We start from the raw sequence: 24,674 nt of genomic DNA, 5'->3' as shown, positions 1-24,674 counted from the left end.
TGATGAAATAAATCTATTTATAAAATATGTTTCTCTGCGTGGTAAGAAGAACGAACTAATGGTCCAGATTCTACATGACGGAATCCTAATCCACGTGCGAAATCTTCGTATTTTTTGAATTGTTCTGGCGTGATAAACTCTTTCAAAGGTAAATGTTTTTTCGTTGGTTGTAAATATTGACCAATTGTAATGACATCTACATTTGCATCAGCAACTTCCTGAATTGTTTCAAAAACTTCGTCTTCAAACTCACCTAAACCAAGCATGATTCCAGTCTTTGTACGACGTTGACCTGCTTCTTTTGCATAACGTAGAACTTCTAACGAACGATCATATTTTGCCTGAATACGAACTTCTCGTGTTAAACGACGAACCGTTTCCATATTATGAGAAAGCACTTCTGGTGCAGCTTCTACAATACGATCGATGTGTTTTTCAATTCCTTGAAAATCTGGAATCAAAGTTTCCATCGTTGTTCCTGGGCTAATTCTACGAACAGCATGTATCGTTTCTGCCCAAATAATAGATCCCATATCTTTTAAATCGTCACGGTCAACAGACGTTAAAACCGCATGTTTTATTTGCATTAATTTGATAGAACGCGCTACTTTTTCAGGTTCTGCCCAATCCACTTGATCTGGACGACCAGTTTTTACGCCACAAAAACCACAAGAACGTGTACACACATTTCCCAAAATCATAAATGTTGCTGTTCCTTCACCCCAACATTCGCCCATATTAGGACAACTTCCACTTTGGCAAATTGTGTTCAATTTATATTTATCAACTAAACCTCTTAATTCACGATGTTTTTTCCCTGTAGGCAATTTTACACGCAACCATTCAGGTTTTTTTACTCTTCCATCTGGTAATAGCTCAACACTCATACATTACTTTTCTGATTGGCTAATTTACAATTTATTTTTCTAAAATAAATTCAATTGTTGCGATTCTAATTCCAACAAAAATTGTTTACGTTTCTTTCCGCCTGCATATCCAGTTAACGAACCATCTGAGCCAATTACGCGATGACAAGGTACTACAATTGCAATTTTATTCTTTCCATTCGCATTTGCAACTGCTCGTATCGCTAATAAATCTCCAACAGCTATCGATTGTTCTTTGTACGATCTTGTTTCTCCAAACGGAATTTTAATTAATTCGTTCCAAACTTTTTTCTGGAAATCTGTTCCAATCAAATCAAGTGGAATGGTAAATTCTTTTAAATTTCCTTTAAAATAATCGTTCAATTCATTTTCTAAACGATTCAAAATTTCATCATCTTTTTCTAAAATTTCACCTAAGTTTTCTATTTCTTTGAGTTGTTTTTCGGTCGATTTTCCATCAAAAAACTCTAACATACAAAGTCCTTTTTCCGACTTTATTGCAAGCATTTCTCCAAGAGGTGTTTGTATTTTTTTTGAGCGAAACATTTTATAAAATTTTAGTTGAAAGTTAGAAAAATATAGTCGTAATTTGGTATCAAATTTGTTGTTAAAAATATCATAAAATTAATTTATGAAAAAATCTATATTCGCGAGTATTTTCGCATCCTTCATTATATTCTCTTGCCAATCAAAAGGTGTTCAACAAGAACAAAAAAACAATAGTATTGATAATGCTATTCCTGCTATTGTAGCTATGGCAGAACATAATTCTAAAAACTCTTTGAATTGGGTAGGAAAATATGAAGGAATTTTACCTTGTGCCGATTGCGAAGGAATAAAATATATTGTTGAATTGAAAAAAGATGGTAACTTTTTTATTGAGCAAGAATATTTAGGAAAAGAAACAGTTTATCAAGACGAAGGATTTTATAAATGGGATGCTTCTGGAAATGTTTTACATTTAAATTCTAATGTAAATCCATTAGTGTTGAAAGTTGAAGAAAATAGATTGAAAGTTTTGGATCAACAAGGAAAAGAAATTACAGGAAATTTGAAAGATAAATACATCTTGAAAAAGACTAAATAATAAAAAATAAAAGGCAATCTCGATTACGGATTGCCTTCTATTTTTGAAATTATTTTAGTTCAATAAATGATCTTTTGTTAATTTTTCAAAAACTTTAATTACACCAATTACTTGAATTTCTTCTTGTAAATATTCTTCAAAAGTAAAATAGTTGTAAGCTTCAATTTCATTTGTTGGTTTTATTTCTTCGTTCAAATCGTACAAAAAACAATCTTGTTCCATCATAAGATCCTGTTCTCCATATGCTTCAGCTGTAATATGACAATAAAAATTGAGCTCTTCTCTTACCAAATCCAAACTCAATTCTTCTTTTATTTCTCTTACCAAAGCTGTTTCAGAATTTTCACCTTTATCAATTTTTCCACCTGGTAAATACCACGCTTTTTTATTTTTGCTAAATGTCAAAAGCAGTTTATTATTTTTAATAACTAATAAACCCGCTGTTGGTAATTGAATCATCTTTTATTTTTCTAAACTTTTTTGCCATTCCCAGGCAGTACGCATACTTTCTGATAATTTTGTTTCAGGTTTCCAACCCAATTCTTTTTCTGCTAAAGAGTTATTTGCATAAGCTTCGATAATATCTCCTGCGCGACGCTCTTTGATTTCGTATTTCAATTTCAAATCATTGGCATCTTCAAATGCGTGAACAACTTCTAAAACCGTAGATCCTGTTCCCGTTCCAAGATTAAAGAATTCTAGCTTTGCTTTATTTTTATTTTCGATCAAACGAGTTACCGCTTTTACGTGTGCATCAGCCAAATCATTTACATTAATATAATCACGAATTGCCGTTCCGTCACGCGTTGGATAATCATCTCCCCAAACCGATAATGCTTCTCTGATTCCAGCTGCAGTTTGTGTAACATAAGGAATTAGATTATTTGGAATTCCTTTTGGTAATTCTCCAATTTTAGCAGTTGGATGCGCACCTACTGGATTGAAATAACGTAAACAAATCACATTTTTATCAAAGGCTGCTGAGAAATCTTCTAAAATTTCCTCTCCCATTTGTTTCGTTTTTCCATAAGGAGATTCAGGTTTTTTCAGTGGAGTTTGCTCATCAATAGGCATTTTATCCGCTTGTCCGTAAACTGTACAAGACGAACTGAAAATAATATTATTAGCATCAAAATCTTTCATTGCATCCAAAAGATTAATTAAACCTAAAAGATTATTTCGATAATACATCAACGGTTTTTCAACAGATTCTCCAACTGCTTTATGCGCTGCGAAGTTGATAATTCCATCTATTTTATTTGTTTTGAAAAATTCGTTTACTTTTTCTTGATCTTTTAAATCAATCTCGAAATAAGTTGGTTTTGTTCTAGTAATAGAAGTAATTTTATCCAACACGCTAATTTCTGTGTTCGATAAGTCGTCTATAATCACAACTTCATAACCTGCATTTTGTAAAGCTACAACTGTGTGCGAACCAATGTAACCCAAACCTCCAGTTACTAATATTTTACTCATTTTTAATATTTAGTTTTTATAGTGAAATCAAATTTAGGAAAATAAAAAAGCTTCTGAAACTAATCAGAAGCTTTTTCGTATTATTTTTAGGATAAATTATTTTCCAAAAAATTCGCGAACAGCAGAAGTGATGTAAGCCAATTGCTCCTCATCTAACTCTGTGTGCATTGGTAAAGACATTACTTCTTCTACCAATTTGTTTGTATTTGGAAAATCTGCATCATTATAATGCCCGTTATCATACGCTTTTTGTTTGCGTAATGGAACAGGATAATAAATCATCGCAGGAATTTCTTTTTCAGTCAAGAAAGCTTGTAATTCATTACGTTTACCATTTGTTACACGTAACGTATATTGATGGAATACGTGAGTTGTGTCTTCTCCTTTTACAGGCGTTAATAATGCATCAATATCTTTAAAAGCTTCTGTATAATAAGCCGCAGCTTTGTTACGAGCAGCGTTATAATCATTTAAGAAAGGTAATTTACGACGTAAAACTGCTGCTTGAACAGAATCCAAACGAGAGTTAACACCAACTTCATCGTGGTAGTAACGTTTGTACATTCCGTGATTTACAATTCCACGTAAACGATGTGCAATATCATCATCATTTGTAAAAATTGCTCCACCATCACCATAACAACCTAAGTTTTTTGAAGGAAAGAAAGATGTACAACCAATGTGACCAATTGTTCCAGCTTTTCGACCTTTGTAATCCGCTCCAATAGCTTGTGCAGTATCTTCTACAACATATAAGTTATGTTCTTTTGCAATTGCCATAATCTCGTCCATATTCGCACATTGACCAAATAAATGAACTGGAATAATTGCTTTTGTTTTTGGCGTGATTGCCGCTTTTAATTTTTCTGTATCAATTGTAAAAGTATCATAATCAACGTCAACTAATATTGAATTTAATTTCAATAAATCAACAACTTCTACTGTTGCAGCAAATGTAAAATCTGCCGTAATCACCTCGTCACCTGGCTCTAAACCTAGCGCCATCAAAGCAATTTGCAACGCATCAGTTCCGTTTCCACAAGGAATTACGTGTTTTACATTTAAGTAATCTTGCAATTCAGTTTCGAATTGTTTTACTTCTGGTCCATTAATAAAAGCAGCCGAATCCAAAACATTCAAAATTGCTGCATCAACGTCTCCTTTTATTTTTTGATATTGACTTTGTAAGTCAACCATTTGTATTTTTTTCATAACTTAATGAATCTTTCAAAATCTACAACTTTAAAAAGTCGTTATTATTACAACAAATGTACAAAAAAAGCTCATTCTAAATTTTTAACTTTGCAACATTGTGCAAGGATTTTATAACACATCAATTAAGGCGTACGGAATGGCGCTAAAATTGGCTTCGAATTTTAATGAAAAGGCAAAACTTTGGGTAGATGGAAGAAAAAATTGGGAAGAAAAAATAGCTTCTAAAATTTCAGAAACCGATAAAGTTTTGTGGGTGCATTGTTCATCTTTAGGCGAATTTGAACAAGGTAGACCAGTGATCGAAGCGTTGAAAGAAAAATATCCAACACATAAAATTGCTGTTTCATTTTTCTCTCCTTCTGGTTATGAAATTAGAAAGAATTATCAAGGCGCAGATGTTATTTTTTATTTGCCTTTAGACACAAAATCGAATGCAGAAAAGTTGATAAAAGTACTTCATCCAGAGATTTTGATTTTAGTGAAATACGAATATTGGTTCAATTTGATTACAGAATTACATCAGCAAAACATTCCAACAATTGTGGTTTCGTCTATTTTTAGAGAAAGTCAAAACTTTTTCAAAAAACATGGAAAAAATTGGTTTGCGAAAAAATTAAGTTTGATAAATCATTTCTTTGTTCAAAATCAAAAGTCAAAAGATTTATTAGATTCTATTCAAATCACTCAAAATACAATTGCGGGCGATACGCGATTTGATCGTGTCAAACAGATCATTCATCAAGATAATCAATTGGATTTTATGAATGATTTTAAACAAAATTCGAAATTAATTGTGGTAGGAAGTTCTTGGCCAAAAGATGAAGAGTTATTTGTGAATTTAATCAATCAAAAATTAACTGATGATTGGAAAATTGTTTTTGCGCCACATAATTTGAATGATACTGAAATCAATTCGTTTCTAAGTAAAATCAATCAAAAAGCAGTTAAATTCTCTGATTTAGAAAAAACTTCGCAACAATACTTAATCGATTCGAAAATATTTATTCTCAACACAATTGGGATTTTATCAAAAGTCTATTTTTATGCAGATATTACCTATATTGGCGGAGGTTTTGGTGCAGGAATTCATAATACTTTAGAAGCGGTAACTTTCGGAAATCCTGTCGTTTTTGGACCTAAATACAAAAAATTTCAGGAAGCTGTGGATTTAATAGAAGTTGACGGAGGATTTTCTATTGCTAATCAAAATGAATTTGATACAATTATGAATCGTTTGATGAACGATGAAAATTTCCGAAAAGAAAGTGGAAAAAAAGCTAGAGATTTTGTTCAAAATTCACCAAATGCAACTAAAATTATTTTAGAATATTTAGATGATATTTGTAAATCTTAAAATTTTATCAATTTTTAACAAAAAAGGCACAGAAATTGTGAATCAAAAAAGCATTATTGATTTTTTTAAAGTGTAAATCAATCTTCTGTATGAATAAAACTTTACTTTTGAATTAAATATTATAACTCAGACTTAAGTAATAAAAAAAATGAAAAAACTAATCTTAGGAATAGCACTTTTTGGTGGATTAAGTGCAGCAAACGCGCAAATTGATTTAGGAGTAAAAGGAGGTCTTAACTTTCCAACTTTATCTGGTGATTCTAGAAAAATTTACTCTGATAGTCAAGGAAATGGTTTAGGGACTAAATTAAGAACAGACTTTTATGTTGGTGGTTATGCAAACTACAAAATAACGGATCAAATTAGTTTTCAACCAGAACTTCTGTATTCTAAACAAGGAGCTGGATTAAAAACAAATGACAATTCAAAAGCTAAATTTGTAACACATAATATTAATATTCCTTTAATGGGACGTTATGAAATTATGGATGGTTTAAATGTTGAGTTTGGTCCGCAATTAGGATTTTTAGTTTCTGCTAAAATGAAAACTGAAGAAGGAAAAACAGATACTAAAATAAAAGCTACAGACAATTTCAAAACATTTGATTTTGGTTTAAACTTCGGAGCTGCATACAAAATTACTGATGAATTAGAAATTAATGCTCGTTTTACAAAAGGATTATCAAACATTAATGATTATTATCCAACAGGAATTGATAATAACTTTAAATTGACAAATACTTACTTTAGCGTTGGTGTAGCATATAAATTAGCTGAAATGTAATTTATTTCGAATTTAAATATAGGAAGGAGCTTTTTTGCTCCTTTTTTTGTGCTTTATCGTTAAATAATTCTAAAAAAACTTTGTCATGTTAAATTAAATTCTATATTTGTAGTAGTGAAAATACAGTTGTAGATATGAAAGTTAAATTATCAAGAAGAGAAGAGGAAGTAATGGAAGTTATTTGGAGCGGAAAACAAGTTTTTGCAAAAGATATTATCGATTCTTACGACGATCCAAAACCAGCGAATACTACAATTTCTACCTTATTAAAAAGGATGCATGACAAAGGTTATATTGATTACGAGCAAATGGGAAACTCGCGTCGATACTATGCTTTGGTAAAAAAAGATGATTATTTTTCAAAAGAAGTAAAAGGAATGATTTCTAACTTCTTTAATAATTCGGCAACACAATTTGCTTCATTTTTTGCAAAATCGAACAATATGTCGGTCGAAGAATTAGAAAAATTACGTGACATAATTGACAATGAAATAGACCGTAAAAAGAAATAGCCTATGGTTGCGTTTTTTATAAAATTTATTCTTTGTTCCGGATTTTTATATTCCTTTTATAAACTTTTTTTGGAACGTGAAAGCATGTATAAAATCAATCGATTTTATCTGTTGTTTTCGTTGATATTTTCGTTAATCGCGCCTTTGTACAAAATTGATTTGCCTATCACAGCGACAGAAACAAATATTTCGCCCGAATTATTGGCTTTTCTAATGCAAAATCCTGAATTGTTGCAACAAGAAAAAGGAATCAATTTTGGTGATATTTTGAATGTTATTTACATTTTTGTTGGTGTAATATTTCTTGTAAGATTTATCTACAATTTGTACGAATTGATGTTCAAAATTAAGACTGAGGAAAAAATCAAAGATCAAGAAATTACATATATTCTTGATTTAGATTCGAATCAGCCGTATAGTTTTTGGAAATATATTTTTATTCCGAAAAAGCAACTAAAAAGTTTACATCAAAATTTAATTGATCACGAAAAAGCACATTGCATTCAGAAACATAGTTTGGACATTTTGTTAATTGAAATTTTTCAAATTCTTTTTTGGTTCAATCCGTTTATTTATTTCTATAAAAAATCAATCAAACTAAATCACGAGTTTTTGGCAGATGAATATGTATTGAAAAGAAACTCAGATTTAAAAACTTACCAACATCAAATTTTGGATTGTATTGCAACGCAAAATCCATCGATGATGGCGAGTAATTTCAATTTTATTCTAACCAAAAAACGCCTACTTATGATGACAAAAAATACATCAAAACGAAAAGTAAAAATTCTGTCTTTTGCTTCTTTGCCTTTTATATTGAGTGCTTTTGTACTTTTTAGTCAAAAATCGTTTGCGCAAGAAGTAGAGAAAAAAGCTCAAAAAGTGGAACAAGCGTTGGAAAAACCTGTTCAATCGCAAGCCCAAATTCTTCTTGGACAAGCAACTACTTTAAGAGATTCGCTTCTCAAAACTGATCAAGTCAAAACAGCTACACCAATAGAAAAAGTGATTACGAAAGATGAGTTAAAAACGATTTTGAAAAGTAATGCACAAAACAAAATTATCTTGAATGATGCTGGAGATATTATTCTGAATGATTCTATCAAAATAAAAGATATTGTCTTGAAAAAAGAGTTGACTCCAACGATTTTATATGGAACGGACGGAAAAATTTTGCAAAAAATTGATCCAAAAGATATCGAAAAAGTTTTTGTAAGAAAAAGCGGAGGTGAAGATTTTATTGAAGTTATCAAAAAAGATTCAAGTATCATCAAAATTTTCAATTCAGAAAAAGATATTCCGAATATCAATAAAAAAGTAAAAACAGCTAAAATGCCAACAGTAAAAAATAATATTACGTTGAAAAATGGTTATTCAATTTACACGGACAAAAACGGCGTTGAGCATAGAATTATTAGTTCAGAAATTGATAAGGTTTATATTACAAATAATAAAAATGGTGAATTTGATTTATCCAAATCTCCTAAAACAATTACAAGTTTAAAAGTTAATAATATAAATAGTGATGATGTGAATATTACGATTCTTCCAAAGAATGGATATTCAGTAGAATATAAATTTACGGAATCTAATGAATCATTATCTAAACAATTAGATAAAAAGCGAACAGAGTTGAAGCTTGATGAGCAAAATACTAAAAAGCAAATAAAAGAAATCGAAATACTACAAAAAGGAGAGCGTAAAAAGAATAAAAGTTAGTACCTTTTTTACATTATTGTTATATCTTTACTCAAACTTTAAAATTTTACTTATATGAAAAAATGTTTATTTTTTATTCCATTATTAGCTTTCGCTATTAATACAAATGCTCAAACTAAATTTGGAGCTAAAGCAGGTCTTAATGTATCAAATTTATCTGGAGATAACCAAAATGCTGATGCAAAAGTAGGTTTTCATGTTGGAGGTTATGCTAATATAAAATTTGCTGAGAAATTTGCGTTTCAACCTGAATTGTTATATTCAGCTCAAGGAGCTAAAGAGTCAGGACAAATTTATGTTAATCAAGAAATTGGAAATGTTAATGCAGACGTGAAATATAAATTAGATTATATTAATGTTCCATTAATGATCAAATTCTATCCAACTCAAAATTTTAATATTGAAGCTGGACCTCAAATTGGTTTCTTAGTTAATGCAAAAGCTAACGTTAAAACAACAGCTTTAGGACAAAAAATAGACACTGATCAAGACATGAAAGATTACTTAAAATCTACAGATTTTGGTTTAAACATTGGATTAGGATACGAATTTTCTAATGGTCTTAATGCAGGAGCTCGTTACAATTTTGGACTTTCAAATATCTCTGATGAAAACGGAGGAGATATAAAAAATTCTGTATTTTCAGTTGGTTTAGGATATTCATTCTAATCATTCTTTTATAACATATTCAAAAAAGGAAACTCGCACGAGTTTCCTTTTTTTGTACGTCATGTTTTGGCATTCTGATTTCTTATTTTTGAGAAGATTGTTTAACTTTCCTAAAAATTCAGAATTTGTTACAAGCAGGCGATTTCAAAATTTACAATGCTTCCGCTGGAGCAGGTAAAACTTACACTTTGGTAAAGGAATTTCTTTCGTTGTTATTGACGAATGAAAGCGATTATCATTTCGAACACATTTTAGCTATTACGTTTACGAATAAAGCGGCGGGTGAAATGAAGGAACGTATCATCGAAACTTTAGAAGAAATTGCAAAAAATCCTAACCCAAAAGAAGATCAATATATTCTCGAATTAGCTTCGGAACTGAATTTGAAGCCTGAAATCATTAAGACAAAAGCATACAATATTCTGATTGCAATTCTTCATAATTATTCTAAATTTTCGATTTCTACGATTGATAAATTTAATCTTCGATTGATGAAATCTTTTGCGCAAGATTTAGGTTTATCCATGAATTTTGATGTCGAAATGAATACAAATGAAATCATTAATGAATCCGTTGATTTGTTGTATTCAAAAATTGGTGAAGACGAAAAACTAACGCAAACAATGATCAAAATTGCGTTGGATAATATGGACGAAAATAAATCGTGGGATATTCGAAAAACGCTTTCTTCAGACACTTCGGACATTTCTAATGATCGCCATTTACAAGATTTAGAAAAATTAAAAAACATTTCGTTAGACGAATTTATTCGTTATCGAAAAGTCATTTTTGATGATATAAAAACTTTGAAAGATGGCTTGATTACAATTGGAAATGAGTTTTTCGAATTGCTTGCAAACAATGGAATTTCGGTAAATGAATTACCAGGAAAAAGTCGAGGAATTGCTGCTTTTTTCCAGAAATTAAAAAACTTTGATGGTTTTGGTTTGATTTTACCAACCGATGCGAATACAAAAGATATTTTGGAAGAAGGTTATCTTTCGAAAGTGAAAGATGCAACAGCAGAATCTATTTTTCCTCAAGTGAAAGATTTGTTCGAAAAAGCTGCGAACATCAATGATCACTTACTTTTGTTAACCTCAATTCAAAAAAATATATCCTCGATTTCATTGATTAATGAAGTTGAAAAATCATTGGATTCGATCAAAAAAGATTCAAATGTTTTATTGATTAATGAATTTAATACCATTATCAGTAAAAATCTGCAACAACAGCCAGCCAATTTTATTTACGAACGAATTGGTTCGCGCTACAATCATTATTTTATAGATGAATTTCAGGATACATCGACGTTACAATGGAATAATCTGAATCCGTTGGTCGAAAATGCACGCGCGCAATCTGACACAATTATGTTGGTTGGCGATGCAAAACAGTCTATTTATCGTTGGCGAGGTGGAAATCCTGCGCAAATGATTGATTTAATTGATCGAAAAGAGGAAGAAAATATTAAAGTTGAAGAATTAGAAAAAAACTGGCGAAGTCACGAAAATATTATTCAATTTAACAATGAATTGTATTCGTTTATCGCGCCGCAACTCAATTTGCCGAGTTTTCAATATTTGTACGAAATCGGAAATAAACAATTGACTAATCATCAAAAAAATGGTTTTGTCAAAATAAATTTCATTGAACAAGAAGGTCGTTCGAAAGATTTATTTAAAGAACAAAATTTAGAATTGGTTCTAAAAACAATTGAAGATTGTCGAGCAAATGGTTTTTCATTAAACGATATTGCGATTTTGGTTCGTAGTAATGCGCAAGGGATTTTGTTAGCGAAATATTTGACCGAAAATAATTTGGTTGTAATTTCTAATGAAGCTTTGTTGTTAAAGAATTCTTTCGAAATTCAGTTGATTGAATATTTATTCAAAATCACATCAAATCCACAAGACGAACAATCGAAAATTCGTTTTTTGATGGTGGCTTATGAATTAGAATTATTCAAAACGGATGATTTAACAATCACAGTTGAAAAAGCATTAAAAGGTGATTTACCAAAGTTTTTAAAATTAATCAAATCACTTGGAATTGATTTAGATTTTATTCAAGATCAAAACCTTTCGTTGTATGATTTTACAGAAAAAGCGATTCGAACTTTACATTTACAAGAACGTTCGCCCGCTTATATTTTAAGTTTTTTAGATGTTATTTTAGAATATTCATCAAAAAATGAATCTGATCTGAATTCATTTCTCGAGTTTTGGTCGACAATCAAAGATAAAGCGAGTATCAAAACGCCAAAAGGTGTCGATGCAATTCAGATTATGACGATTCATAAATCAAAAGGATTGGAATTTCCAGTTGTAATTTTGCCGTTTTTAGATTGGCAAAGTAAGAATTCTAAAATTTGGATTCCATTACAAAAAGATGAAGAAAATCCGTTTGAAACATTTTATGTTGGAATTAATAATGAATTAAAATCAATCAAAAATGAAGCGATAAAATCGAAGATTGACGAAGAAGAAAATTTGGTTCAATTGGATGAAATTAATACGCTTTATGTTGCAACAACGCGTGCAAAAGAGCAATTGTATATGATTGCGCAAAAACCAAAAGAGTCTTCGAAATCTAAAAATATTGCAAATTATTTACACGAATTTGTTTTCAGTAAAGGTTTTTCTGAAGATGAAGTTATTTTGAAAGGTTCTCCTGAACGAATTTCAATTCCAAAAATTATAGAAAATTCTTCGGCTGAATTAAAAATTTATTCTTCGGATTGGAATACGCGTTTAGTAATTAATACCAATTCGGAAAAAGCACAGGAAAAGTTGAAATTCACCGAATTTGGAAATACAGTTCATAACATTTTATCGCAAATTGTGACACAAAATGATTTACCAAAAATCATTGAAAGTGAAAAACAACGTGGTACAATTTCAGCCGAAAATGTAGAACATCTGCAAAAAACCTTGCAAAATTTATTACAAGATGCTAAATTAGTTCCATATTTTGCTAGAGGTTTAACGGTTTTGAATGAACGCGATTTTATTGATGAAAATGGACAAATTTTCAGAGCCGACCGTGTGGTAATTGATGAAGAAAATAATTGTTCGATTATCGATTATAAAACTGGTCAACCCGATTTAGATCATCATTTTCAAGTGAATAGATATGCCGATTTTTTTAGAAATTTAGGTTATAATATTCAGACCAAAATCTTGATTTATATTGATGATGAACAGCAAAAAATAAATGTTGTAGAGGTATTTTGATGAATGAAAATGTAAAATTAAAATTAGCGAGTTTACCCGAAACACCCGGTGTTTATCAGTATTATAACAAAAAAGGAGATTTGTTATACATTGGTAAAGCGAAAAACTTGAAGCGTCGCGTGAATTCGTATTTCAATAAACAACACGATTCGAAACGTTTGCGTGTTTTGGTGAGTAATATCGATAACATCGAAACCATCAACGTAAATTCTGAATATGACGCGTTGTTGTTGGAAAATAATTTGATTAAAGAGCATCAGCCACGATACAATATCCTGTTAAGAGATGACAAAACCTATCCTTGGATTTGCATCAAAAATGAACGATTTCCACGTATTTTTTCGACTCGAAATGCTATCAAAGATGGTTCGGAATACTTTGGACCATATTCTAACGGAAAAGCGATGAAAGTTTTGTTAGGTTTGATCAAAGAATTGTATCAACTAAGAACATGTTCGTATGATTTGAGTGAGAAAAATATCGAAAATCATAAATTCAAAGTTTGCTTGGAATACCATATTGGTAATTGTCTTGGGCCTTGTGAAGCTTATCAAACCGAGGAAGAATACAACGAGCAAATTTCGGCAATTCGTAATATCATCAAAGGAGAATTTAACGAACCAAAGCAATATTTGGTTAACCAAATGACAAAATATGCATCGGATTTGAAGTTTGAAAAAGCGCAAATGATTAAAGAAAAAATCGAAGCGTTACAGAATTATCAATCTCGTTCTACAATTGTTTCGCCTACGATTACCAATGTTGATGTTTTTTCGATTACGTCGGACGAAGAATATGCGTATGTCAATTTCATGAAAATTTATCACGGTGCAATTATACAGTCGCATACGGAGGAATGGAAAAAGAAATTGGACGAAACGGACGAAGATTTATTAGAACGCGCAATTATTGATTTCTCAGATCGATTTAATTTAACTTCGAAAGAAATTTATGTTCCATTCGAATTGAGTTTAGAAATTCCGTTCAGAAAAATTACAGTTCCAAAAATTGGAGATAAAAAACATATTGTCGATTTATCGTTAAAAAATACCCGAATTTATCGTTTAGAACAGCTTAAACAAACTAAAATCGTCGATCCTGATCGTCATACAAATCGTATCATGAATCAGATGAAAGTTGATTTGCGTTTACCCACAGAACCTCGACATATAGAAGGTTTTGATAACTCTAACATTCAAGGAACGAATCCTGTTTCGGCTTGTGTGGTGTTCAAAAATGGAAAACCAAGTAAGAAAGATTATCGCATTTTCAATGTAAAAACCGTAGAAGGACCAAATGATTTTGCAACAATGGAAGAGGTGATTGAAAGACGATATTCGAGAGTTTTGGCTGAAGGAGAATCTTTGCCTCAATTAATTTTGATTGATGGTGGAAAAGGACAATTAAGTTCGGCTCTAAAATCGATTAATCGTTTGGGTTTACGCGGAAAAGTTTCGGTGATTGGAATTGCGAAGCGTTTAGAAGAAATTTATTATCCAGATGATCCTTATCCGTTATATTTGGACAAAAATTCTGAAACCTTGAAAGTGCTTCAACATGTGCGAGATGAATCGCATCGATTTGGAATTACACGCCACCGAAATCGACGAAGCAAAAACGCTTATAATTCGGTTTTGGAAGAAATAGAAGGTATCGGTCCGCAAACAATTAAAGAATTATTAACAAAATTTAAATCGGTCGAACGAATAAAAAATGCATCTTTGTTAGAATTAACCGATTGTATAGGAAAATCTAAAGCAAAAAAAATAAAAGATTATTTTTCGAATGATGAAAAATCTACTAATTGACAGAGATTTAACGTCTCTTTTGAACAATCCAAAGCTACAAGCCACTTTGGCAATTGTTCCTATCACTTTATTTGTACTTGGCTTGTTAAGTTATTTTGGAATTTTTTATTCTATGTTTAGCACGCTCGATGCGCAGCTAGGACATTTAGGAAGTTCTAAATCGTTATTGAGTGCGTTATTAGGAAATCTTATCATTTTTATCTTTTTGGTATTGATGAGTTTTTTCACTGGCGTGATTTCTTTTGTATACTTTATTGTGCATGCTTTAAAGAATCCAAATTTGATAAAAAGTGATGATCGTTTGGTCTGGATTACGATTATTATTTTTGGAAATGGAATCGGAATTTTTGTCTATTGGCTGACTCAAATCAAGCGAAAAAAACCTCGTCCAATTATTGATTTATATACAGACGATATCTAAAAATATAAACTGCTTTACAATTTAGTAAAGCAGTTTTTTTTATGAATTATTTCAAAAATTTGTACCTTTTAACTACAAATCAAAACAACATGAAAATAGTAGAATTATTAGCAAAAGAATTGCAAAACGAGTATCAAATTACCAAAGAATTTATTGCTAGATTTCCTGAGGATAAAACGACATACAAACCTCATGAAAAAAGTATGGACATTACAATGTTGACAAATCATATTGTCGAAATATTTGCGTGGCCAGCTTTGATTTTAACAACTGATAAATTAGATTTTGCTACAGGAGATTACAAACCAACAAGTTTTACTTCTGTGCAAGATTTTCAAAAGAAATTAGACGATGATTATGAATCGGGTGAAAATGCATTAAAAAACGCAACAGACGAACAATTGAAAGATAATTGGAAAATTGTTGCTGGTGATACAGTCTTTGCAGATTTTACAAAATATGAAGCAATTCGTCATGCGCTAAATCAAATCACGCATCATCGCGCTCAATTAGGGGTATTTTATCGTCTATTGGGAATAGATTTACCTTCGAGTTATGGGCCAAGTGCTGATTCTCAAAAGTTTCAATAAAAAAAGACCTCTTAAATAAGAGGTCTTAAAATCATAATTAGTGTTAATTGTATTACTGATCAGTAATATTGTTATCTCAAAAATATAACATATATCATATTTAAACAAATCTAAGTTGTGTTTTTTTTAAGAAATATTAACAATTTTATAATATTCGTAGTTAATAATCTATTTTATTAATTTTATCTAAAAAAGACATCAATAAATGTATCAATTAATATGAATTCATAAAAAAAGCTTTCGAAATCCTCGAAAGCTTTTTTATATTTTGACTTTATATTGTTTTAAACAAAAGGAGTTTTTACAACTTCTGCTAATACATTTTTATCACGAATCTGAATTCTGATTGTTGTTCCAACTTTTGCAAAATCTGTATGAACGTAAGCTAAACCAATTCCTTGTTTCAACATTGGAGACTGCGTTCCAGAAGTTACAATACCGATTGTATTCTCGTTATCGTCTACAACTTTATAATCGTGACGAGGAATTCCTCTTTCGATCATTTTGAAACCAACTAATTTCTTCTCAACTCCAGCTTCTTTTTGAGCTTTCAAAATATCAGAAGAAATAAAATTTGTATCCAATTTCGTTACCCAAGCAAGACCAGCTTCTAATGGAGTTGTATCATCGTTGATATCATTTCCGTATAAACAATAACCTTTCTCTAAACGTAACGTGTCACGAGAAGCTAAACCACAAGGCTCGATATCGAAAGATTTTCCAGCTTCCATTACTTTGTCCCACATTTCGTTTGCTTGCTCATTCGCGAAATAAATCTCGAAACCTCCAGAACCAGTGTAACCAGTTGCAGAAATAATCACATTTTCCATACCTGCAAACGTACCAATTGCGAAATGATAGAACGGAATTTCAGCTAAATTAACATCTGTCAACGACTGCATCGCTTCGATTGCTTTTGGACCTTGGATTGCTAACAAAGACATCTCATCAGATTTGTTTGTTAATTCTGCACCAAACGTATTGTGTTTGTTCATCCATTCCCAATCTTTATCGATGTTAGATGCATTTACAACTGCCATCCACTCATCATCAGAGATTTTATAAATGATTAAATCATCTACAATACCTCCTTTTTCGTTTGGCATTGCATTATATTGAGCTTGACCAATGGCAACTTTCGTTACATCATTCGTCAATAAGTGTTGTAATAAGTCTGTTGCTTTTTCTCCTTTTACAAAAAATTGTCCCATGTGAGAAACGTCAAAAACACCAACTTTTTCGCGAACAGCAAAGTGTTCTTGGTTAACACCTGCGTATTGCACTGGCATTTCATATCCAGCAAAAGGAACCATTTTCGCACCTAAATCTTTGTGCTTTTGGTTTAATGCAGTTACTTTCATTGTTTGTTTGCTTTGATAAGTTTATAATTCTCCCAAAAATAAGGAATTAATTGTTAGGAAAATTTCTTAAATAGAAGATTATCTAATTTTGTGAATAATTTTTAAATTCCCTTCCGTCGCTTTATACGGCTCGAAACGCATAACCGATTTTCCTTTACCAAATTTGTTCATAAACTTTTCGTTTATTTTTCCTGATAATTTCAACGGTTGACAACCTTCACAAGGAATAATCAAAATGGTATCGTTTGTTTTACCTTTTACTTTTACAATTTCGTACGAATAATCTGTATCCAAACGAGAATTAATAACATTTTCAATTGGTTTATCGAAGCTTTCAATAAAGAAAACACGTCGATCTTTGTTACTTCCAATAATAATTGCAACACCAACTAAAATCAATAAAACGACAATTGATATGGTCAAAATTTTTTTAAAATCCATCTTTTTGGTTAATTCGTAGATTAAAAGTAATAATTCATTCTGAATGAAAAAAATATTCGTTTTATTTCCTATCTTTTTACTTCTATTTACATTGAAAATGAATAGTTGTACAAAATCAAAAATATTAAAAGAAAAACATTCAATTTCATTACAAAATATTCAAAATGGTGATTTGATTTTTGTTGGTGCGCAAACAGAAGAACTTTCGGGCGCAATAAATAGAGTGACAAAAATAAATGACGATACCAATTTTGATCATGTTGGATTGATCGAAAAAACGGCTGATTCTATTTTTGTTTTACACGCTGCTCCAATGGGCGGATCACAACGAGAGGAAATTCATCATTTTTACATTTCTCAAACCGAAAAGAATAATAAAATTGTTATTTATCGTCTCAAAAAAGAATATCAATCAACGATTCCTCATGCAATTGAAAAAGCTAAAACAATGCTCGGAAAACCTTATAATTGGTTATATATTTTGAATGATGACGAATTATATTGTTCCGATTTTGTGGAAAGAGCCTTTCGTGATGATAACGTTTTTGAACTAATTCCGATGAATTTTAAAAACAAAGAAACCGGAATTATTGATAATTTTTGGATAGATTTTTATCGTAAAAAAGGAAAAGAAGTTCCGCAAGACGAACCTGGAACAAATCCAAATCAATTGGCTACTTCTGAGAAATTAATTAAGGTTGGAGAGGTGAAACTTTAAAATAATTTTGAAAAACTAATATGCTTGTTGTAGAAATCAGAATGACAGTATATTTTTATTTTGTACTTTTTTAATGTCATATAATTTAGTAAAGAGATTTAAATATTTTCTAAAACATATTTAGTCTATTAAATTAATAGAGTTTATATTTGTCGCAAATTTTGTGTCAAATGTTAAAAAAGATTGCGAGCAATACATTATTTCGATTGCTTTTGGGTGTGATTGCCGGTTTGGTTTTAGGAAATTATCTGAATGAAAATACAATTCAAATTGTTTTATCCTTAAAATATTTTACAGGACAATTAATCTTCTTTTTGGTTCCGTTAATTGTAATCGGTTTTATTGTTTCTTCAATTACGAAATTAAGCGAAGGCTCAGCTAAAATAGTAGGTTTTTCATTATTAATTGCCTATTTATCTTCTATAGGAGCGGGGTTATTTTCGATGATTGCAGGTTATCAAATTATTCCAAATTTATCTATTCCAACTTCTGTTGATTCGTTGCGAGAAGTTCCAAAAATTTTATTTCAATTAGATATTCCGCCAATTTTTTCGGTAATGACAGCATTGGTTATTTCGTTGATGTTGGGAATGGGAATTTTGATTACAAAAGCGAAGGAATTAGAAAAGATTTTTGATCAATTCAAAGATATTGTAATTCTTTTGGTAAACAAAGTTTTGATCCCGATTTTACCTTTTTTCATTGCTGCGAATTTTGCAATTTTAAGCTACGAAGGTTCTATTGAAAAGCAATTGCCAGTTTTCTTGAAAGTAATTTTGATTGTTATTGTTGGTCATTTTATTTGGATGACATTAATGTATACAATCGCAGGATTTTATCATAAAACAAATCCATTCAAACTTTTAAAATATTATCCACCTGTTTATTTAACGGCAGTTGGAACAATGTCTTCGGCGGCGTCTTTGGGGGTTGCGGTAAAAGCGGTGAATGATAGTAAGGTAATTAAATCTACGATTTCTAATTTTACGATTCCATTTTTCTCGAATACACACTTATGTGGTTCAGTTTTGACGGAAGTTTTCTTTGTAATGACGGTTTCGCAAGTATTGTACGGTCATATTCCAGATGTTGGAACAATGGTAATTTTTGTCTTGCTTTTAGGCGTTTTTGCTGTTGGTGCACCTGGAGTTCCGGGTGGAACAGTTGTCGCTTCGTTAGGATTAATATCAAATGTTTTAGGATTTGATGAAGCTGGAGTCGCTTTAATCTTGACTATTTTCGCATTACAGGATAGTTTTGGAACTGCGTGTAACATTACAACTGATGGTGCATTGAGCATGATTGTAGATAAATATGCTGAAGAGAAATAATTTCAACTCATCTGTGAAAAATATAAAAAAAAAATCACTTCATTTCGAAGTGATTTTTTTATGAATTATTTTCTTCTTCCTCGATGAGGATTCTTTGGTTTTGTATCTTTTTTTGGTTTAAAACCAGTATTATTTTTCTTGAAATTATTATTGTTACTATTCGCGTCAGGTAATTTATAAAACTCTTTTGGTGTTTTAATCACTGTTACATAATTACCAATTAATTTCTCAATATTTGCCAAATCGCCTCTTTCATCGGCAGCACATAAAGAAATCGCTTTTCCTTCGCGTCCTGCTCTACCAGTACGTCCAATTCGGTGTACATATGTTTCAGGAATATTCGGTAATTCGTAATTGATCACATAAGGTAATTGATCAATATCGATTCCACGAGCAGCAATATCAGTGGCAATTAATACTTTTAATTTTTCTTCTTTGAAATCATTCAAAGCACGTTGTCTGGCATTTTGAGATTTATCGCCATGAATTGCAGCGGCTGGAATTCCAGCCTTTTCCAAGTGTCTTACCAAACGATTTGCGCCGTGTTTTGTTCGTGTAAAAATCAAAGTACGATCTTCTGGATGTTCATTTAAAATGCTAACCAAAAGTTTTACTTTCATGTCTTTGTCTACATGATAAACAAATTGCTCAACCGTTTCGGCAGTCGAAGAAACAGGTGTTACGCTGACTTCTTTTGGACGACGAAGAACTGAATGAGAAAATTTTCGAATGTTTTTTGGCATTGTTGCCGAAAAGAAAAGTGATTGTCTTTCTTTTGGAATGATTTCTAAAATCTTTTTGATTTCATGAACAAACCCCATATCCAACATACGATCGGCTTCATCTAAAACAAAAATCTCGATTTGATTAATTTTTAGATGTCCTTGTCCAATCAAATCTAACAAACGGCCTGGCGTTGCAATTAAAATATCAACACCATTTTTGATGGCTCCAATTTGTGGATTTTGATTAACACCTCCAAAAATCGCCAAATGTTTTAACGGTAAATTTTTACCATATAATTTAAAACTTTCGTTGATTTGAATGGCTAATTCACGCGTTGGCGTTAAAATTAATGTTCTAATTTTTCTTCTTTTACTCGGAGAATTTGTTAAGTTTTGTAGAATAGGAATCGCAAAAGATGCCGTTTTTCCTGTTCCTGTTTGCGCGCAACCAATAATATCATTTCCTTCTAAAACTAAAGGAATAGATTGCTCTTGAATTTCGGTTGGTTCTGTATATCCAGCCTCTTCAATTGCTTTTAAAATTGGTTCAATTATATTTAATTCTGAAAAATTCATTGATTAAAATCGTGTAAGTTTTTATATAGAAATAGATAAGCACTTCCGTCGAAGTGCTTTATAATTAAAAATAAATCTATTCCATTTCTTTTGCGTTGCGATCAATTTTTTCATCAGGTTCTGTTGCATGAACAGAGTTTACCGAATAATTTCTCCAACGTTCTAAAATATCTATCATATCAGCAGGCATCGGAGATTCGAAATACATACGTTCTCCTGTTGTAGGATGATCAAATCCTAATGTACGTGCGTGTAAAGCTTGGCGTGGACAAGCTGCGAAACAATTGTCAACAAACTGTTTGTATTTGTTGAATGTTGTTCCTTTCAAAATGCGATCTCCACCATAACGAGCATCATTGAATAATGGATGTCCCAAATGTTTGAAATGTGCTCGAATTTGATGTGTACGACCAGTTTCTAATTTACATTCGACCAATGTAACGTAAGAAAAATTCTCCATTACTTTATAATGTGTCACCGCATGTTTACCTTGATCTCCATCAGGAAAAACAGCCATTTGCATACGATCTTTTAAGTGTCGACCAATATGTCCCGTAATTGTTCCTTCTTGTTCTGCCAAAACTCCCCAAACCAATGCATTATACAAACGGTCTGTTGTGTGAGCTGCAAATTGTTCTGCTAAACTTGTCATTGCAACTTCTGTTTTCGCAATAACCAAAAGTCCGCTTGTGTCTTTATCGATACGATGTACCAAACCAGGACGTTCCATTTGATCTGACATTGATGGTAAATTATCAAAATGAAACTTTAAGGCATTTACCAAAGTTCCTGTATAATTTCCATGTCCAGGATGCACAACCATTCCAGGTTCTTTATCAATTACGACAACTTGATCATCTTCGTAAATAATTTTGATCGGAATATTTTCTGCTATAACTTCATTCTCACGTGGAGGAGTTTCTAACATAATCTGAATAAAATCTCCAGGCTTTACTTTGTAATTCGATTTTACAGATTCATTGTTCACTAAAATGTTTCCGTTATCGGCTGCTTGTTGAATTTTATTTCTTGTCGCGTTCTCAATTCTAACCATTAAGAACTTATCTATACGCAATAACGATTGACCTTTGTCAACCGTTATTGAAAAATGCTCGTATAATTTATTGTCGTTTTCCTCTTGTAAGAAATCTTCTAAATCTTCTGTCATTTATTCTCTTTCTATTCTATAATAATCTCTTCTGGAGCTTTAGGCGCTTCTGTAGGCTTTTGTTGCTCTGTAGGCTGATTATTTTGTTGTTGCTGTTGTTGCATATCTTTGATCTGCTGTTCAGCTTTTTGTGTTATAATATCTCTATATTGAGAACCGCTAATTGTATCTTCGCCAAAGTTTTTGTACTGAACATCTAATTCTTTTAACTGTGTTCTAATTTTATCGCGAGGTTCTGTTGATAACCAAATATCAATTGGTTGACCTTGATCGTAAGTATCCGTAGCAAATGGGAACTGATAAACAACTCTTGCGTTGATTGTATCATGAGAAGCTCCAATAAATTTGATTTGACCAATCTCGAAGAAATTATCTTTGATTGATTTTTTAGCTTCTGTCAATGTTAAATTAACCAAATTAGGCATTCTAACACCAGATAACATTCCGCGTCCTAATACCAAATCAACTGTCGCAAAACGAGGTAATTGTTCGCCTGCTTTTACAATTTTTCCGTTGTATAATATTTTAAGAACGGCATCTTTTGCTAAATCTGGCTCGTAAATTATTTTTCCGATTTTAAGACCAGAAATTTCTAATTGTGTAAAAGCCAAACGTTTTGATTTTCCAACTAAATCTGGTAATTCAACCGGGCGATATGTTTTCGGATTTGACTTAATAAAGATACGACGACCTTCTTTTACACGTGATTCTGCTGCTGGATAAAAATCCATAATAGCAAAAGGTTTCGTATTTGGATCAAAACGAGAACTATCTACTTCGTATGTCAAACCAAGTTCTTCTAACTTAGCTGTAGCATCAGTAATATTCATTTTAGATAAATCCGGAACTTCAACAAATTCATTGTGATTTGTATACGAATCTAACCAAACGTTAAAAATAAAATGGTAAAGCCCAAATGATAGCGCTATTACAATAGCTACATTCAGCAAAACTTGAATGATTGATTTTACTCCTTTCATTGAAATGATAAATTGTCGCACAAATATAGTTTAAAAATAATATTTATGATTGATGTCAAAGTTCTATATTTGAATAAATTTTAAATTAAACATGTTAAGAGTAGCAGTTGTAGCAGGTGGATATACGGATGAAAGCGTGATTTCGTTGAAAAGTTGCGAGTTAATTTACTCAAGTCTAAATCCAGAAAAGTACGACAGAACAAGGGTTCGAATCTTAAAAGAAGGTTGGTTTGCCGAAATTGATGGCGAAAAATATCCAATCAATAAAGGTGATTTCTCATTTGAAAAGAATGGAGAAAAAATTACGTTTGATGTCGTTTTTAATACAATTCATGGTACGCCAGGAGAAGATGGTTATTTGCAAGCGTATTTTGAAATGATTGATTTGCCATACAATGGATGTCCTTTTTATCAATCTGCCTTAACATTTAATAAAAAAGATTGTATTGCAGTATTGAGCAAATATGGGATTCCGCATGCGAAATCAATTTATATTAATCAAGGAGATCAATATTCTGCAAAAGAAATTATTGATCAAGTTGGTTTACCTTGTTTCGTAAAACCAAATCGTTCAGGATCTAGTTTAGGAATTTCGAAAGTTCATAAAGAAGAAGAATTTGAAGGAGCCATGCAAAAAGCTTTTCTTGAAGATAAAGAAGTTTTGATTGAATCTTTTTTAGATGGAACAGAGGTTTCGGTCGGAGTTTTAAATTACAAAGGAGAAACAATGGTGTTGGGAATTACAGAAATTGTTTCGCACACAGAATTCTTTGATTATGATGCAAAATATAATGGTTTGTCTGATGAAATTACGCCAGCTCGTTTAACGCCAGAAGTTGAAGCAAGAGTAAGAGAAATTGCAGCAAAAGCATATAAATGTATTAATATGTCTGGTTTTTCGCGTTCGGAATATATTATTGTGAATGGAGAACCGCATTTTATTGAAATGAATACATTACCAGGTTTTTCTCCTGCAAGTATTTTTCCTCAGCAAGCTGCACACGCAGGAATTGCTTTGGAAGATTTGATGGATAGTGAAATAGAATTTGCTTTAAATAGACCTTCAGCATGGATAGAATAGCTGTTTTTCCTGGATCTTTTGATCCAATTACTTTAGGACATTTAGATATTATAGAGCGTGCAGTTCCTTTATTTGACAAGATTATTGTTGCTATTGGAACAAATTCATCGAAGAATTATATGTTTTCTTTGGAGCAACGAATTAAGTTTATTGAAGATTCTGTTGCGAAATTCGAAAATGTAGAAGTGATGGCTTATAAAGGTCTAACTGTAGATTTTTGTGATGAGGTAAATGCACAATTTATTTTACGTGGACTTCGTAATCCAGCCGATTTCGAATTTGAGAAAGCGATTGCGCACACAAACCGAGCAATTACAAATCATAATATCGAAACAATCTTTTTATTAACATCTTCTGGTAAAGCTTACATCAGTTCAAGTATTGTTCGTGATGTCATGCGAAACGGAGGAAAATATGAGATATTAGTTCCAGATGTTGTGAGGATTTAAGAAGATTTTTTCTGTTAAATATTAAAAGAGTAGATAATTTATCTACTTTTTTTTTGTGCTATAAAATTTGAAAAGCAATATATTTA

24 protein-coding genes are annotated in these 24,674 nt (G+C 31.4%); 14 read left to right on the top strand and 10 right to left on the bottom strand.

Annotated features, from left to right (window positions below):
• Nucleotides 1–17: 17 nt before the first annotated feature.
• Nucleotides 18–887, bottom strand: coding sequence for a lipoyl synthase (gene lipA, locus B4H69_RS01035; protein WP_180905058.1), 870 nt, complete (start codon nucleotides 885–887; stop codon nucleotides 18–20).
• A gap of 39 nt (nucleotides 888–926) precedes the next feature.
• Nucleotides 927–1,433, bottom strand: a complete 507-nt coding sequence (locus B4H69_RS01030; protein ID WP_180905057.1) for a methylated-DNA--[protein]-cysteine S-methyltransferase — start codon at nucleotides 1,431–1,433, stop codon at nucleotides 927–929.
• Nucleotides 1,434–1,518: 85 nt separating this feature from the next.
• Here B4H69_RS01030 and B4H69_RS01025 point away from each other — a divergent pair, with 85 nt between their 5' ends.
• Nucleotides 1,519–1,974 carry a copper resistance protein NlpE gene (locus B4H69_RS01025; RefSeq protein WP_180905056.1) on the top strand — a complete coding sequence of 152 codons (456 nt, stop codon included), beginning with the start codon at nucleotides 1,519–1,521 and terminating at the stop codon, nucleotides 1,972–1,974.
• Between the two features lie 54 nt (nucleotides 1,975–2,028).
• Here B4H69_RS01025 and B4H69_RS01020 read toward each other — a convergent pair whose 3' ends face one another.
• From B4H69_RS01020 to B4H69_RS01010, 3 genes are all read right to left on the bottom strand, one after another.
• Nucleotides 2,029–2,433 (bottom strand): NUDIX hydrolase, encoded by a 405-nt coding sequence (locus B4H69_RS01020; protein WP_115001561.1) that lies wholly within the window; start codon nucleotides 2,431–2,433, stop codon nucleotides 2,029–2,031.
• 3 nt (nucleotides 2,434–2,436) lie between these two features.
• Nucleotides 2,437–3,450, bottom strand: a complete 1,014-nt coding sequence (gene galE, locus B4H69_RS01015; RefSeq protein ID WP_115001563.1) for a UDP-glucose 4-epimerase GalE — start codon at nucleotides 3,448–3,450, stop codon at nucleotides 2,437–2,439.
• A gap of 96 nt (nucleotides 3,451–3,546) precedes the next feature.
• A complete protein-coding gene (locus tag B4H69_RS01010; protein ID WP_180905055.1) occupies nucleotides 3,547–4,662 on the bottom strand; it encodes a DegT/DnrJ/EryC1/StrS family aminotransferase in 1,116 nt (371 codons plus the stop codon).
• A 100-nt stretch (nucleotides 4,663–4,762) separates the two neighbouring features.
• On the opposite strand from B4H69_RS01010, the gene B4H69_RS01005 reads away from it, so the two are divergent.
• The 9 genes from B4H69_RS01005 (at nucleotide 4,763) to B4H69_RS00965 (ending at nucleotide 15,758) form a co-directional block, all read left to right on the top strand.
• Nucleotides 4,763–6,019, top strand: a complete 1,257-nt coding sequence (locus tag B4H69_RS01005; RefSeq protein ID WP_291092418.1) for a 3-deoxy-D-manno-octulosonic acid transferase — start codon at nucleotides 4,763–4,765, stop codon at nucleotides 6,017–6,019.
• Nucleotides 6,020–6,167: 148 nt separating this feature from the next.
• Nucleotides 6,168–6,803, top strand: coding sequence for a porin family protein (locus tag B4H69_RS01000; protein ID WP_052217537.1), 636 nt, complete (start codon nucleotides 6,168–6,170; stop codon nucleotides 6,801–6,803).
• Between the two features lie 134 nt (nucleotides 6,804–6,937).
• Nucleotides 6,938–7,315, top strand: a complete 378-nt coding sequence (locus B4H69_RS00995; protein WP_038331851.1) for a BlaI/MecI/CopY family transcriptional regulator — start codon at nucleotides 6,938–6,940, stop codon at nucleotides 7,313–7,315.
• Between the two features lie 84 nt (nucleotides 7,316–7,399).
• A complete protein-coding gene (locus B4H69_RS00990; protein ID WP_291092415.1) occupies nucleotides 7,400–9,034 on the top strand; it encodes a M56 family metallopeptidase in 1,635 nt (544 codons plus the stop codon).
• Between the two features lie 54 nt (nucleotides 9,035–9,088).
• Complete coding sequence (locus tag B4H69_RS00985; protein ID WP_180905051.1) at nucleotides 9,089–9,703, top strand: porin family protein; 615 nt, start codon at nucleotides 9,089–9,091, stop codon at nucleotides 9,701–9,703.
• Between the two features lie 125 nt (nucleotides 9,704–9,828).
• Nucleotides 9,829–12,939, top strand: coding sequence for a UvrD-helicase domain-containing protein (locus B4H69_RS00980; protein WP_291092413.1), 3,111 nt, complete (start codon nucleotides 9,829–9,831; stop codon nucleotides 12,937–12,939).
• Complete coding sequence (uvrC, locus tag B4H69_RS00975) at nucleotides 12,939–14,747, top strand: excinuclease ABC subunit UvrC (protein WP_180905049.1); 1,809 nt, start codon at nucleotides 12,939–12,941, stop codon at nucleotides 14,745–14,747. Before B4H69_RS00980 ends, uvrC begins: the two co-directional genes overlap by 1 nt.
• On the top strand, nucleotides 14,728–15,168 hold the full coding sequence (locus B4H69_RS00970) for a hypothetical protein (RefSeq protein WP_244957963.1): 441 nt from the start codon (nucleotides 14,728–14,730) through the stop codon (nucleotides 15,166–15,168). Before uvrC ends, B4H69_RS00970 begins: the two co-directional genes overlap by 20 nt.
• A gap of 89 nt (nucleotides 15,169–15,257) precedes the next feature.
• Complete coding sequence (locus tag B4H69_RS00965; protein WP_038332119.1) at nucleotides 15,258–15,758, top strand: DinB family protein; 501 nt, start codon at nucleotides 15,258–15,260, stop codon at nucleotides 15,756–15,758.
• Between the two features lie 284 nt (nucleotides 15,759–16,042).
• On the opposite strand, the gene gcvT is transcribed toward B4H69_RS00965, so the two are convergent.
• The gene (gene gcvT, locus B4H69_RS00960) at nucleotides 16,043–17,119 is read right to left on the bottom strand and encodes a glycine cleavage system aminomethyltransferase GcvT (RefSeq protein ID WP_115001576.1); all 1,077 of its coding nucleotides are present in this window, start codon (nucleotides 17,117–17,119) and stop codon (nucleotides 16,043–16,045) included.
• Nucleotides 17,120–17,197: 78 nt separating this feature from the next.
• Nucleotides 17,198–17,560, bottom strand: coding sequence for a hypothetical protein (locus B4H69_RS00955; protein WP_180905045.1), 363 nt, complete (start codon nucleotides 17,558–17,560; stop codon nucleotides 17,198–17,200).
• Nucleotides 17,561–17,603: 43 nt separating this feature from the next.
• On the opposite strand from B4H69_RS00955, the gene B4H69_RS00950 reads away from it, so the two are divergent.
• Both B4H69_RS00950 and B4H69_RS00945 read left to right on the top strand, forming a co-directional pair.
• Nucleotides 17,604–18,278 carry a YiiX/YebB-like N1pC/P60 family cysteine hydrolase gene (locus tag B4H69_RS00950; RefSeq protein WP_244957962.1) on the top strand — a complete coding sequence of 225 codons (675 nt, stop codon included), beginning with the start codon at nucleotides 17,604–17,606 and terminating at the stop codon, nucleotides 18,276–18,278.
• A gap of 170 nt (nucleotides 18,279–18,448) precedes the next feature.
• Nucleotides 18,449–19,609 (top strand): dicarboxylate/amino acid:cation symporter, encoded by a 1,161-nt coding sequence (locus tag B4H69_RS00945; RefSeq protein ID WP_180905044.1) that lies wholly within the window; start codon nucleotides 18,449–18,451, stop codon nucleotides 19,607–19,609.
• Between the two features lie 65 nt (nucleotides 19,610–19,674).
• On the opposite strand, the gene B4H69_RS00940 is transcribed toward B4H69_RS00945, so the two are convergent.
• The 3 genes from B4H69_RS00940 to B4H69_RS00930 all read right to left on the bottom strand — a co-directional run bounded on the left by B4H69_RS00940 (nucleotide 19,675) and on the right by B4H69_RS00930 (nucleotide 23,058).
• Nucleotides 19,675–20,910: a DEAD/DEAH box helicase gene (locus tag B4H69_RS00940; RefSeq protein WP_180905043.1), complete on the bottom strand. Its 1,236-nt coding sequence runs from the start codon at nucleotides 20,908–20,910 to the stop codon at nucleotides 19,675–19,677.
• Nucleotides 20,911–20,986: 76 nt separating this feature from the next.
• Nucleotides 20,987–22,078 (bottom strand): RluA family pseudouridine synthase, encoded by a 1,092-nt coding sequence (locus B4H69_RS00935; RefSeq protein WP_180905042.1) that lies wholly within the window; start codon nucleotides 22,076–22,078, stop codon nucleotides 20,987–20,989.
• An 11-nt stretch (nucleotides 22,079–22,089) separates the two neighbouring features.
• Complete coding sequence (locus B4H69_RS00930; RefSeq protein ID WP_125348649.1) at nucleotides 22,090–23,058, bottom strand: PASTA domain-containing protein; 969 nt, start codon at nucleotides 23,056–23,058, stop codon at nucleotides 22,090–22,092.
• Between the two features lie 91 nt (nucleotides 23,059–23,149).
• Between B4H69_RS00930 and B4H69_RS00925 the strand changes: the two genes are divergently transcribed.
• Together B4H69_RS00925 and coaD are read left to right on the top strand one after the other, a co-directional pair.
• Entirely contained in the window at nucleotides 23,150–24,139 is a 990-nt protein-coding gene (locus B4H69_RS00925; protein WP_280045265.1) for a D-alanine--D-alanine ligase, read from the top strand.
• Nucleotides 24,127–24,588, top strand: a complete 462-nt coding sequence (gene coaD, locus B4H69_RS00920; protein WP_115001540.1) for a pantetheine-phosphate adenylyltransferase — start codon at nucleotides 24,127–24,129, stop codon at nucleotides 24,586–24,588. Before B4H69_RS00925 ends, coaD begins: the two co-directional genes overlap by 13 nt.
• Nucleotides 24,589–24,674: the final 86 nt, after the last annotated feature.

Origin of the sequence: Empedobacter sp. UBA6745 (assembly GCF_002453775.1) — a bacterium.
GTDB lineage: Bacteria > Bacteroidota > Bacteroidia > Flavobacteriales > Weeksellaceae > Empedobacter > Empedobacter falsenii_C.
The sequence above is the reverse complement of the archived record's forward strand: the minus strand, read 5'-3'. Positions and strand labels throughout refer to the sequence as shown.